Origin of the sequence: Mycobacteroides sp. H001 (assembly GCF_001440005.1) — a bacterium.
Classification (GTDB): Bacteria; Actinomycetota; Actinomycetes; order Mycobacteriales; family Mycobacteriaceae; genus Mycobacterium; species Mycobacterium gwanakae.
Window position 1 is genome coordinate 23,914 of the sequence record NZ_LJYH01000051.1, and the last position, 12,666, is coordinate 36,579.

General features: G+C 64.9%; 10 protein-coding genes and 1 riboswitch. Of the genes, 7 read left to right on the plus strand and 3 right to left on the minus strand.

The features are described from left to right. The first annotated feature begins 1 nt into the window (after position 1). From AOT83_RS25660 to gcvP, 7 genes are all read left to right on the plus strand, one after another. Positions 2-760 carry a DUF881 domain-containing protein gene (locus AOT83_RS25660; protein ID WP_030097972.1) on the plus strand — a complete coding sequence of 253 codons (759 nt, stop codon included), beginning with the start codon at positions 2-4 and terminating at the stop codon, positions 758-760. Between the two features lie 53 nt (positions 761-813). Next, positions 814-1,209: a glycine cleavage system protein GcvH gene (gene gcvH, locus AOT83_RS25665; RefSeq protein WP_030097971.1), complete on the plus strand. Its 396-nt coding sequence runs from the start codon at positions 814-816 to the stop codon at positions 1,207-1,209. Between the two features lie 195 nt (positions 1,210-1,404). Then, on the plus strand, positions 1,405-1,878 hold the full coding sequence (gene garA, locus AOT83_RS25670) for a glycogen accumulation regulator GarA (RefSeq protein ID WP_030097970.1): 474 nt from the start codon (positions 1,405-1,407) through the stop codon (positions 1,876-1,878). After that, complete coding sequence (locus AOT83_RS25675) at positions 1,875-2,618, plus strand: MerR family transcriptional regulator (RefSeq protein ID WP_030097969.1); 744 nt, start codon at positions 1,875-1,877, stop codon at positions 2,616-2,618. The genes garA and AOT83_RS25675 overlap by 4 nt, the downstream gene beginning before the upstream one ends. A 45-nt stretch (positions 2,619-2,663) precedes the next feature. Then, a complete protein-coding gene (locus AOT83_RS25680) occupies positions 2,664-3,167 on the plus strand; it encodes a bifunctional nuclease family protein (RefSeq protein ID WP_030097968.1) in 504 nt (167 codons plus the stop codon). 224 nt (positions 3,168-3,391) lie between these two features. Beyond that, positions 3,392-4,015 (plus strand): MerR family transcriptional regulator, encoded by a 624-nt coding sequence (locus AOT83_RS25685; protein ID WP_030097967.1) that lies wholly within the window; start codon positions 3,392-3,394, stop codon positions 4,013-4,015. Positions 4,016-4,077: 62 nt separating this feature from the next. Next, a riboswitch (glycine riboswitch) is annotated at positions 4,078-4,175 on the plus strand. A 185-nt stretch (positions 4,176-4,360) separates the two neighbouring features. Next, positions 4,361-7,189, plus strand: a complete 2,829-nt coding sequence (gene gcvP / locus AOT83_RS25690; RefSeq protein WP_057963479.1) for an aminomethyl-transferring glycine dehydrogenase — start codon at positions 4,361-4,363, stop codon at positions 7,187-7,189. 56 nt (positions 7,190-7,245) lie between these two features. Here the strand turns inward: gcvP and AOT83_RS25695 are convergent, their stop codons facing one another. The 3 genes from AOT83_RS25695 to AOT83_RS25705 all read right to left on the minus strand — a co-directional run bounded on the left by AOT83_RS25695 (position 7,246) and on the right by AOT83_RS25705 (position 12,666). Beyond that, positions 7,246-9,114, minus strand: a complete 1,869-nt coding sequence (locus AOT83_RS25695) for a substrate-binding domain-containing protein (protein WP_057963445.1) — start codon at positions 9,112-9,114, stop codon at positions 7,246-7,248. Between the two features lie 200 nt (positions 9,115-9,314). Continuing rightward, positions 9,315-11,510 (minus strand): malate synthase G, encoded by a 2,196-nt coding sequence (locus tag AOT83_RS25700; RefSeq protein ID WP_057963446.1) that lies wholly within the window; start codon positions 11,508-11,510, stop codon positions 9,315-9,317. Between the two features lie 100 nt (positions 11,511-11,610). Then, a complete protein-coding gene (locus AOT83_RS25705) occupies positions 11,611-12,666 on the minus strand; it encodes a hemolysin family protein (RefSeq protein ID WP_030097963.1) in 1,056 nt (351 codons plus the stop codon).

Below are 12,666 nucleotides of genomic sequence, written 5' to 3' on the forward strand. Positions count from 1 at the left end.
GATGACCGATGCACAGCACGAACCGCACCCCGGCAAGCATGAGATGCCCAAAACGCGCCGTCCGCCGACGCGTACTCAGGTCATCTTTGGAGTGCTGGGCGTCGCGCTGTGCGCGCTGCTGGGCCTGGCGATCACCACCCAGGTCCGCCAAACCGAATCCGGCGATGGCCTGGACACCGCGCGACCCGCCGACCTGCTGGTGCTGCTGGACTCCCTGCAGCAGCGCGATGCCAACCTGAACAAGGAGATCGCGGATCTGCAGCAGAGCCTTATCACGATGCGCGCCAGCGGAACCGGCAACCAGGCCGTGATCAACGACGCGAAGGCCCGACTGTCCGCACTGTCCATCATGGCGGGGACCGTCGGGGCCACCGGTCCTGGTGTGATCCTCACCATTGACGATCCGGGGCAGGGCCTGGGCGCAGAAGCCCTACTGGACATCATCAACGAGCTACGGGCGGCCGGTGCCGAGGCCATCGAGATCAAGTCGGGCGACCAGTCGGTGCGCATTGGGGCCGATTCCTGGGTCACCGGGGCCCCAGGACAGCTCATCGTCGACGGCGTGCTCCTGACACCTCCGTATTCGGTTCTGGCGATAGGCGATCCACCGACACTCGCGGCGGCGATGAACATTCCGGGCGGTGCCGTCGACACCGTCTCGAGGGTTGGCGGCGGCGTTACTATCGACCAGCCGGCGCGCGTAGACATCACCACCTTGCGAGAACCGAAACCGCGCCAATACGCTCAGCCCGGCAAGTAGCCCCCAGGCCAGCGACCACGCAGACCACTGACCGAGAGCAAGGATGATTCACCGTGACCGAAATTCCTGCCGACCTGCACTACACCGAGGAACACGAATGGGTGCGGCGCACCGGTGAGCGCACCGTGCGTATCGGAATCACCGACTACGCACAGTCGCAGCTCGGCGACGTGGTGTTTGTTCAGCTGCCGGATGTGGGCTCGGACCTGAGTGCCGGCTCGACGTTCGGCGAGGTGGAATCCACCAAGTCCGTATCGGACCTTTTCGCGCCGATCACCGCGAAAGTTGTTGCCGCGAACGGCGATTTGGACTCCAACCCGCAGCTGGTGAATTCCGATCCATACGGCGAGGGCTGGTTGGTCGATCTTGAGGTCGCCAGCGAGGCCGATCTCGACGCGGCTCTTAATGACCTCTTAGACGCATCGGGATATGGTGACGCCACCGATTAGGAGGGCACCAGTTCTCCAACCAGTCCGATGACCACAATTTCGGGTGGACCACTGGCGGATACGGCAGAGGTGGCCCGTTACGGGCAGTCAGACGGTACGGTCGGAAATGAGCGGCGATGAGGGTCGCGAAGGGCGTCATGCTCAACGAGATCCGCACTGACAATCGAATCCTCCAGGGGCGAGGAAGAAGGAGCGATGGTGACCGATAACGACAAGGACGACACGTCAGGCGAGGTCACCGCGGAGACGACCTCGGTGTTCCGCGCCGATTTCGCCACCGAGCTGGAAGCGCCCGCGCAGGCCGGTAACGATGTGTCGGGTGTCGAGGGATTGCCCGCCGGTTCGGCACTGTTGGTGGTCAAGCGTGGACCCAACGCGGGATCGCGCTTTCTGCTCGATCAAGCAACCACATCGGCCGGACGGCACCCCGACAGCGACATTTTTCTCGATGACGTCACGGTGAGTCGCCGTCACGCCGAATTCCGGCTTGACAGTGATGAATTCCAGGTAGTCGACGTGGGCAGCCTCAACGGCACCTATGTCAACCGCGAGCCGGTGGATTCAGCGGTGCTCGCCAACGGCGACGAAGTGCAGATCGGAAAGTTCCGTCTGGTCTTCCTGACCGGGCCGAAGTCGGCAGGCGATGACACCGCCCCGGGTGGCCAGTGACAGCTCCCGACCGGCCGGCTCTCACCGGAATGTCGATCGGGTCGGTACTCGACCTGTTGCGTCCGGAGTTTCCGGACGTCACGATCTCGAAGATTCGATTCCTCGAATCAGAGGGACTGGTTACCCCGTCGCGTAGCGCGTCGGGGTATCGCCGGTTTTCGGCCTATGACGCCGAGCGGCTCCGGTTCATCCTCACCGCGCAGCGTGATCACTACCTGCCGCTGAAGGTGATCAAGGAGCAACTCGACGCGCAGCCCGACGGAGCACTGCCGGATGTGGCGGGTTTCACCGGCGGCCCTCGTCTCTTTGCCATCACCGATGGCGACAGCACCAACAGTATTGCCCGTCAAGGAATCTCATCTACGCGTCCTACGCGGCTCAGCCGTGAGGACCTGCTGTCGCGCTCCGGTGCGGACGAGGTGCTGCTGACCTCGCTCATCAAGGCGGGGATCATCACCGCCGGCCCGGGCGGTTTCTTCGACGAGTACACGGTCCTGATCGTTCAGTGCGCCGCTGAGCTGGCCGATTACGGCGTCGAGCCGCGGCATCTGCGCACGTTCCGCTCCGCGGTCGATCGAGAGACCGATCTCATCGCCCAGATTGTGGGCCCAACCGTCAAAGCCAACAAGGCAGGAGCCCGCGACCGCGCCGATGACCTGATCCGAGAGGTGGCGGCGCTGTCCATCGCGCTCCACGGCGCGATGATCAAGTCCGCGGTGCGCGGCGTCCTCGATCGCTGAGGACTAGACTCGCGGTACGACAGAAGCACTGGTGTTGGAGGCACGATGAGCGAAGTTCGAGTCGTGGGAATCCGCGTGGAACAGCCCCAGAACCAGCCGGTGTTGTTGCTGCGGGAGTCTGCCGGCGATCGTTACCTGCCGATATGGATCGGCCAGTCCGAAGCCGCGGCCATCGCCCTGGAGCAACAGGGGGTAGAACCGGCGCGGCCACTCACCCATGACCTGATCCGTGATCTCATTGCTGCCCTTGGGCATTCGCTCAAAGAGGTGCGGATCGTGGATCTTCAGGAGGGGACGTTCTACGCGGACCTGGTTTTCGACAGCGACATCCGGGTGTCGGCGCGCCCATCGGATTCGGTGGCAATCGCGCTACGCGTGGGAGTTCCGATTTACGTCGAGGAAGCCGTGCTGGCCGAGGCGGGCTTGATCATTCCCGACGAGGACGATGAGGATTCCGGCGGAGCGCTGCGAGAAGACGAGGTAGAGAAGTTCAAGGAGTTCCTCGACAGCGTGTCTCCCGACGACTTCAAGGCCACGGAAGGCCCGTGACAGGGCCTTAAGTAACGAGTAAGTCTCAACCTGACCTTTACAGTCACGGCCCGGGCGCGTCGCATTGACCGTGATTTCCCGGGGACCATAATTTGACTCAGCGGCCGGCACGGGGCAGCGCAAAGGGCGTATGCTCGGAGGATTCGTGCTTGGACGAACGCACTACCGGCGAACTGAGAACCACGGGACGGTAGCCGGAGAAGCGATCGCGAGAGGGAGCAGAAGTGGTTGAAGAGCCGCAGCAGGGGCAGCTGGAGATGACATTGGACAACGGCGCCACCGGTTCCGCCGACTCCGCGTCTGCCGGGCCTGTCCAGCCGGGTCTTTTCCCGGATGACTCCGTTCCTGACCAACTCGTCGGCTACCGCGGACCCAGTGCTTGCCAGGTTGCTGGCATCACCTACCGCCAGCTCGACTACTGGGCCCGCACCTCGCTCGTGGTTCCCTCGATCCGTGGCGCCGCCGGTTCCGGCAGCCAGCGCCTGTACTCGTTCAAGGACATCCTGGTTCTCAAGATCGTCAAGCGATTGCTGGACACCGGGATCTCACTGCAGAACATCCGGGTTGCCGTTGAACACCTGCGTCAGCGTGGCGTCGAGGATCTGGCCAACATCACGCTGTTCTCCGATGGCACCACTGTCTACGAATGCACATCGGCCGAAGAGGTTGTCGACCTGCTCCAGGGCGGACAAGGTGTGTTCGGCATCGCGGTCAGCGGCGCCATGCGCGAACTGACCGGTGCCATCGCCGAGTTCCCGGGGGAGCGCGCCGACGGTGGCGAAACCATCGAGGCGCCCGAGGACGAGCTGGCTTCCCGCCGCAAGGATCGTGCCCGCAAGATCGGCTGATTCGTCGGTACCTACTCGGCTGTCTGGACCCGCGGGTTAACTCGCGTAAGCTGGTCAGGCATCGCCCGTGGGCGGGAGAGTGTCATGACCGCCAGTCATGGCCGCCGAAGGAGCAACACCTCTCCGTCAATCTCTCAGGCCCCCGAACCGCTCTCGGCCCCGATGCCTCTGAAAAGTGGTGATCCGATCTTGTGAGCGGATCACCCGCCGACGGGGAAAGGCTCTCGTCCGGGTATTGGCCCGGTGAGACGACCGAATCTCTCAGGCGCCCGCACCGGGTTGATGACAGAGGGAGGGGAGATGCTGTCGTGTGCCCGCCGCGCGACTCGGCCCTTCGGGAGTGTCATGTCTTTCGCCGATCGCCATATCGGTCCCACCGCCGCCGATATCGACACCATGCTCGCCACCATCGGTGTGGCCAGCCTTGGTGAGCTCGCCGAGAAGGCGGTACCGGCCAGCATCCTGGATGAGTTGCACGGTGGCCTCGCCACCGGCCTCGACGCGCTCCCGGCAGCGGCATCCGAGCACGAGGCTCTCGACGCGCTGCGGAAACTCGCCAGCCACAACACGATTGCCGTATCGATGATCGGGCAGGGCTACTTCGACACGTTGACCCCGCCCGTGCTGCGTCGGCACATCCTGGAGAATCCGGCCTGGTACACGGCCTACACGCCGTACCAGCCGGAGATCAGTCAGGGGCGCCTGGAAGCGCTGCTGAACTTCCAGACCATGGTCTCCGAGCTCACCGGCCTGGACATCGCGAACGCCTCGATGCTCGATGAGGCCACCGCCGCCGCCGAGGCGATGACACTGATGCACCGCGCCGTGAAGTCCAAGTCCAACCGTCTGATCGTCGACGCCGACGTGTACGCGCAGACTGCCGCCGTGATCGACACCCGCGCTCAACCACTCGGCATCGAGGTGGTGACCGCCGATCTCGCACAGGGATTGCCTGACGGTGAGTTCTTCGGAGTCATCGTGCAGCTGCCCGGTGCCTCCGGAGTGGTACGCGACTGGTCGGCGCTCATCTCCGAGGCCCATCAGCGCGGCGCACTGGTGGCGGTGGGCGCCGACCTGCTGGCCCTGACCCTCATCGCCCCGCCCGGCGACATCGGCGCCGACGTCGCCTTCGGCACCACGCAACGCTTCGGCGTGCCGATGGGATTCGGTGGGCCGCACGCCGGGTACCTGGCCGTGCACACCGCCCATGCCCGGCAGCTGCCCGGACGACTCGTCGGAGTGTCGGTGGATGCCGATGGCGCACCCGCCTACCGGCTCTCCTTGCAGACCCGCGAACAGCACATCCGCCGCGACAAGGCCACCAGCAATATCTGTACCGCGCAGGTGCTGTTGGCCGTAATGGCCGCGATGTACGCGAGCTACCACGGCCCGGAAGGCTTGCGTGCCATCGCCACCCGCGTGCACCGCAACGCGCAGCTGTTGGCCTCCGGCCTGACTCGCGGTGGCCACACCGTGGTGCACGACCAGTTCTTCGACACCGTTTTGGTGCACGTTCCCGGCAAGGCTATCGAGATCCAGGCCGCCGCCAAGGCCGAGGGTGTCAACATCTGGAGTCCCGACGGCGACCACGTCTCGATCGCCTGTGATGAGGCGACAACGCTGCCGCACCTGGTCTCGGTGCTGCGAGCGTTCGGAACCGATTTCGGTGGCGGAACATCCGACACCTCGGACATCGCGTCCCGCGCCTCCGATTACCTGACGCACCCGGCGTTCAACCGCTACCACAGCGAAACCGAGATGATGCGCTACCTGCGTGCGCTATCCGACAAGGATATTGCGTTGGACCGCAGCATGATTCCGCTCGGTTCGTGCACCATGAAACTCAACGCCGCCGCCGAGATGGAACCCATCACCTGGCCGCAGTTCGCCGCACAACACCCATTCGCCCCGGCAAGCGACTCCCGCGGCCTGCGCACGCTGATCGCCGACCTCGAGGGCTGGCTGGCCGATATCACCGGCTACGACAGCGTGAGCTTGCAACCCAATGCGGGATCCCAGGGCGAATACGCGGGTCTGCTGGCCATTCGGCAGTACCACATCGACCGCGGCGAGAGCGCCCGCGACGTCTGCCTGATCCCGTCGAGTGCCCACGGCACCAACGCCGCCTCGGCGGCGCTGGCCGGTATGCGGGTTGTCGTGGTGGCCTGCCGTGAGAACGGCGACGTCGACCTGGACGACCTTCGCGCCAAGATCGCGGCGAATGCCAGCTCCCTCTCGGCGATCATGATCACCTACCCGTCCACCCACGGTGTCTACGAGCACGACGTCGCCGACATCTGCGCGGCCGTGCACGATGCCGGGGGGCAGGTCTACGTCGACGGTGCGAACCTGAATGCCCTTGTCGGACTTGCCCGCCCCGGGCACTTCGGTGGCGACGTGAGTCACCTGAACCTGCACAAGACGTTCTGTATCCCGCACGGCGGCGGCGGACCAGGTGTCGGCCCTGTCGCGGTGCGCAGTCACCTCGCGCAGTACCTGCCGGGGCATCCGTACGCCGCGGAACTGCCCTCGGGGCCGCCGGTGTCGGCGGCGCCCTATGGTTCGGCATCGATCCTGCCGATCACCTGGGCCTACATCAGGATGATGGGGCCCGACGGCCTGCGGGCCGCGTCGCTCACCGCGATCGCCTCGGCCAACTACCTGGCGCGCCGTCTCGATGAGTACTACCCCGTGCTCTACACCGGCGATAACGGCATGGTGGCCCACGAGTGCATCCTGGACCTGCGGGAGATCACCAAGAACACCGGCGTTACCGTCGACGACGTGGCTAAGCGCCTCGCCGACTACGGTTTCCACGCGCCAACGATGAGCTTTCCGGTGGCCGGCACGCTCATGGTGGAGCCCACCGAAAGTGAGAGCCTGGCCGAGGTGGACGCCTTCTGCGAGGCGATGATCGCGATCAAGGCCGAGATCGACAAGGTCGGCTCCGGGGTGTGGCCGGTGGAGGACAACCCGCTGCGCGGGGCGCCGCACACCGCCGAATCCCTCACCGCCGACGAGTGGCACCACCCCTACAGCCGGTCCGAAGCCGCATATCCGCTGGGGAAGGGCTTCCGTCCCAAGGTGTGGCCACCGGTACGCCGGATCGATGGTGCATACGGTGACCGCAACCTGGTGTGCTCCTGCCCGCCGATCGAGGCCTTCGCCCAGTAGCGATTTCTAGTGAGAAGGCCCCCGCCACGGCGGGGGCCTGCTCACCGGAGATGACGTTAAGACACGAAGCGGGTGATGGCTCCGGCCAGCTCGGGGCTGTTAGAGGCCGCCAGGTTCTGGTAGGCCCCGCCGGTCTGCTGAGCTAAGGCCTGCCAGGTCTGCTGATCGGAGTCGTTGCCGAAGTCGATCACGTTGATCCGAACCGGTCGCGCCGGATCTTTCTGACGGTTGATCGTGTCGATGAGGCCGGCACTGTCCAGGCTCTGATCGGTATGCGAGCGGCCTGCCACGATCAGCACCGAGTTGACCTGGTTCGGCCGGAAGCTATTGACCGCTTCCTGGTACACGTTGCGCAACGTGGTGAACGCCACCGCGCCGTTGGAGGTCGGCTGCAGCGCCGTCAACGCGTCGGCGACACTCTGCGACCTGGGCACGCCCTCGACGTCGTCGGAGGCGGTACCCAGCCGCACCACGGTGTTGCCTTCCCTGCCGTCATACGTCCAGAGCCCGACTCCCGAGCTCGGAGCGATGGTGCGTACGCGATTGGCAAGTGCCCCGGTCACATCAGACAGCTTCACCGCTTCGGAGGACAGCGAGGAATCCAGCATGATCGTGGTGGCCCCGGCGCCTGTCGAGGTGCCATCGGCGAGCGCGACCCGGACCTTGTCCTCGATGCTCAGCGGCTTGTCGATCTTCGTGAAACTCACCACATCGCTGCTGGGCAGATCCGCGCCTTCGGCACGGAAACCAGCGGCCGCCAAATCCTTGAGCTGGTCCTTGTCGCCGAGGAAACGCGCGAATTGGCTTGCCGCGGTGTGCTGTTCCTCGGAGAGCCACGGCCCGTCCAGTTGAACGGTGGGGTAGTCGGCGATCGGCGTCGCCCCGGCAGGCTGCCACGCGGCAATCACCTTCTTGGCGTCGCCGTTGCTGCGAGTACGGGCGTAGAGCTGCTGTTCGGTGGTCACCACCGCGTGCACGGCGGCACCGGGTTGTTCGCCGCCGTCCAGCAGTGCGCCGATGGCGTCGGTCAGGTTGTTCGCGGGAAGCTTGGGAGCCGCAGCGGTCAACGATGCGGCCGCGCCCGCGCCGAGCTCGGGCGAGTCGCCGGGGCGAACGCTGGCGGCGGCTACCGCCTCGGCGGCGAGCTGCGCCGCATCGCCATTGCCGCTCGACGGCAACACCAACCGCAGCGAACCCCAACCGGGCAGACCGACGCCGTCGAGCGAGTTCGGAACATTCTGCAGCGCAGGCACATCCGCCCAGCTCTTGTCATTGGGAATGGCCTGACGCAGCCGGGGCGTCGTCGCGATGACCACGGGTGTGCTGACCAGCGACCGGCTGTCATTGACGATGTTTGTCTTGGAGGCGGCCTTCAGACGTGCCGAGGAGATCGAGCTGCCCGGGATCCACAAGGCCGGCTGATCCCCGAGCTCGGCGGGCCACTGCCCCGTCAGCCCCTTGATCACGTTGGTCGTATCCGCCGGGCGCACCGACACGGTGAAGCAGTAGTCGCCGATTACCTCGTGCTTTTTGTTGAACCGTTCGGACAGCTCGCCGATACGGTCCGCGATTGATGGGTCGGCGACCACGGCGATGGCGTTGTCGCCGTGCACACAGGTAGCAGATGCCTCTGCCTGGTTGTCGGTGGTCCGCCGGTCGAAGTACCACCACAGTCCGATGGACACGGCCACCACGAGGACGGCCGCGAGGGCTCCGATCAGCCCCTTGCTGACACCCCAGTTGCTGCCACCGCTGCGATGCGACCGCTGCCAGCTACCCGTGTCGAACTCAGAGCCGGAGTTCTCAGGGCCGGAGTTCTCAAGGCCGGAGCCCGATTCGTAAGCCGGGGCCGCCTCAGCACCCCAACCGTCGTTGTCGTCGCGATCGTTTGGGCTACCTGACCCAGATGCGCTGTGCCTGCCCATGTGTTGTCGCGACCCTTCTGATCGTGTCTAGTACTTGTCCAGCGGCTGCGTGAGAGCCCTGCTGTGCGTCGGCCCGAGTCTACTGTCTCAGACCCCGTGAACTACGGCACGCGACACCAAACCGCAGCCAAACCGACACTCAACAGACCGGGACGGCAACAACCCTCGGCGAGGTCCAGGCACGTCAGCCAAGCAGGCCGCTACTTGGCCGCCGCGGCCTTGTACTCGCGGCGACGCCGGTGCAGGATCGGCTCGGTGTATCCGTTCGGCTGGTCCTTACCCTCGAGGATCAGCTCCTTGGCGGCCTCGAAGGCGATGTTGCTGTCGAAGTCTGGAGCCATCGGGCGGTAGTCCTCGTCGCCGGCGTTCTGCCGATCGACGACCGGTGCCATCCGCTTGAGTCCCTCGACCACGTCGGCGTCGGTGATGACGTCATGACGCAACCAGTTGGCCAGCAGCTGGCTGGAGATACGCAAGGTTGCCCGGTCTTCCATGAGCGCCACGTCGTGGATGTCCGGAACCTTGGAACAGCCGACTCCCTGATCGATCCAGCGGACCACGTAGCCCAGGATCGACTGGCAGTTGTTGTCGATTTCCTCGCGGATGTCCTCCGCGGTCCAGTCATGACGCGACTCGGCCAACGGAATGGTGAGCAGCGACTCCAGTTCGGCGCGGTGCTTACCGGCGAGCTCCTGGTCCACAGCCTTGACGTCGACCTGGTGATAGTGCAGCGCGTGCAGCGTCGCGGCAGTGGGGGACGGCACCCAGGCGGTGGTGGCTCCCGCGCGGGGCTGGGCGATCTTCTGCGCGACCATGTCCGCCATCAGGTCGGGCATGGCCCACATGCCCTTACCGATCTGCGCCTTGCCCGCCAAACCGGCACCCAGTCCGGTGTCGACGTTGTGGTCCTCGTATGCCAGGATCCACGGCTGCGACTTCATGACGGCCTTGCGGCACATCGGGCCGGCTTCCATCGAGGTGTGGATCTCATCGCCGGTGCGATCCAGGAAGCCGGTGTTGATGAAGACCACTCGATCCGAGGCGGCCTTGATGGCGGCCTTGAGGTTGACGGTGGTGCGACGCTCCTCGTCCATGATGCCGACTTTGAGAGTGGCGTGCGGGAGTCCGAGCACCTCTTCGACGCGGCCGAACAGCTCGGCGGTGAAGGCCACTTCCTCGGGCCCGTGCATCTTGGGCTTCACGATGTAGATGGATCCGGTGCGGCTGTTCTTCAGCGGGCCGTTCTTCTTGCCGGAACGCAGACCGTGGATCGCGATCAGGCTGGTGAACAACGCATCCTGGATGCCCTCGGGCATCTCGTTGCCCGCGGCATCCACGATGGCGTCATTGGTCATCAGATGACCGACGTTGCGGACGAACAGCAAGCTGCGGCCTGGCAGGGTCAGCTCGCCCTTGCTGTCGGGGGTGTTGAACACGCGGTCCTCGTTGAGCACCCGGGTGAACGTCTTGCCGCCCTTGGAAACATCCTCGGACAGATCACCCTTGTTGAGTCCCAGCCAGTTTCGGTACCCGAGCACCTTGTCTTCGGCGTCCACGGCAGCCACGGAGTCCTCGAAATCCATGATCGTGGTGATCGCCGACTCCAGCACGACATCCTTGATGCCGGCCTTGTCGGTGGATCCGATGGGGGAGTCGGGGTCGATGAGGACCTCGATGTGCAGGCCATGGTTGATGAGCAGCACCGACCATTGTGGCTTGCCCAGCTTGCCGGTGTAGCCGACGAACTGATCGGGGTTCTGCAGTCCCACCGAGAGCTCGTCGCCCAGCTCGATGAGCAGCTGACCGTCGTCGATCTTCAGGCCGACAGCGTCCTTCCAGGAGCCGCCCGCCAGCGGGGCCGCGCCGTCGAGCACCTCGCGGGCGTAGGCGATGACCTTGTCGCCGCGGATCTTGTTGTACGACGAGCCCTTCTCTGCGCCATCGGCTTCGGAGATGACATCGGTGCCATACAGCGCGTCATAGAGGGAGCCCCAGCGCGCGTTGGCAGCGTTGAGCGCGAAGCGCGCGTTCAGGATCGGAACCACCAGCTGCGGACCGGCAGTCGTGGTGATCTCGTCGTCCACATTGGCGGTGGTGATGGTGAAATCTTCGGGCTCGGGGACCAGGTACCCGATCTCGGTGAGGAACTCCCGGTACGCCGACTGGTCCAGCGGCTCGATGGCGCGCTGCCGGTGCCAGCGATCGATCTGAGTTTGCAGGTCGTCGCGCCGGTCGAGAAGCTCGCGGTTCCGCGGAGCCAAATCGGTGACTACTTTGTCGACCCCGGCCCAGAAAGCGTCGGCATCCACACCGGTGCCCGGGAGGGCCTCGTTGGTGATGAAGTCGTACAGCACCCGCGCGACGCGAAGGTTGCCCACATCGACGCGATCACTCATCGCAACTCCTCTGTGTTGTTTGGGGGTCTGGGACCGGACGCTCTTGCGATTCGGTGAACATTGATCCTACTCACTGGTAGCCATGTACCCCGAAACCGCTCTATATGCGGTGAGTTCCGTCACGCACGGTGCCGACGAGATCCTCCACCAGATCCTCGAGTGTGACGAGGCCCACCACGCTGCCGTCGGTGGTCGACATGAGCGCAAGATGACTGTTGCTGCGACGTAGCGTCGACAGCGCTTCTGGCAGTGGAACCGAGCCGTGCAGCCGTGGGAGCGGTCGAATGAACGCGGGGTCGACAATCGCCTCCGGATCGTCACCCATGGTCAGGACGTCCTTTATGTGCAGATAGCCGAGGTAATCCCCGTGGGGCCCGATAACTGGAAAACGTGAGTAACCAGTTTCCGCCACCGCGCGCTCCACGGCAGTCACCGAGGGCGCCTGCGCCGAACCCGATACCGCGATCGCCCGAATCTGGTTAGCGGGCACGACCACGTCCGCGACCACCCGGTGCTGGATCTGTAGCGCGCGGCGCAACCGGGTGTGTTCCTCTTCGTCGAGAAGCCCCTCGGACAGCGACTCCGCGATCATCTCGGAAAGCTCCACGGTGGACACGGTGACCTCGAGCTCGTCCTTCACCGGGACCTTGACCAGCCGCAATGCGGTGTTGGCGCACCAGTTGTAGAAGGCGATCAATGGCCGTGCCAGCCGGATGTAGACCAGGTACGGCGGAATCAGCAGCATGGCCGCGGATTCTGGCCCCGCGATGGCGATGTTCTTGGGCACCATTTCGCCGAGGAGCACGTGCAACAGCACCACGATGGACAGCGAGACGACGAACGCGATGGTGTGCGTGAGAGCGGGCGGCGCACCTAACAGCTCGAATGGTCGTTCCAGAAGATGCGCTACGGCCGGTTCTCCGATGCGGCCCAACAGGATTGAACAGATCGTGATGCCGAGCTGGGCGCCGGCGAGCATCAAGGACAAGTTCTGGCCGGCCATCATCACGGTCACGGCGCGTTTCTTGCCCGCCTCCGCGAGTGCCTCGAGTCGATCCCGGCGAGCGGAGATAAGGGCGAACTCGGCGCCGACGAAGAATGCGTTCGCCAAAAGCAGTGCGGCGGTGAGGAGTACGCCGAGTATGTCGCTGCCCAT

Coding starts and splice junctions, on each gene's coding strand:
- AOT83_RS25660 (WP_030097972.1), top strand. CDS start 2: ATGACCGATGCACAGCACGAACCGCACCCCGGCAAGCATGAGATGCCC.
- garA (WP_030097970.1), top strand. CDS start 1,405: ATGGTGACCGATAACGACAAGGACGACACGTCAGGCGAGGTCACCGCG.
- AOT83_RS25680 (WP_030097968.1), top strand. CDS start 2,664: ATGAGCGAAGTTCGAGTCGTGGGAATCCGCGTGGAACAGCCCCAGAAC.
- gcvP (WP_057963479.1), top strand. CDS start 4,361: ATGTCTTTCGCCGATCGCCATATCGGTCCCACCGCCGCCGATATCGAC.
- AOT83_RS25695 (WP_057963445.1), bottom strand. CDS start 9,114: ATGGGCAGGCACAGCGCATCTGGGTCAGGTAGCCCAAACGATCGCGAC.
- AOT83_RS25700 (WP_057963446.1), bottom strand. CDS start 11,510: ATGAGTGATCGCGTCGATGTGGGCAACCTTCGCGTCGCGCGGGTGCTG.
- AOT83_RS25705 (WP_030097963.1), bottom strand. CDS start 12,666: ATGGGCAGCGACATACTCGGCGTACTCCTCACCGCCGCACTGCTTTTG.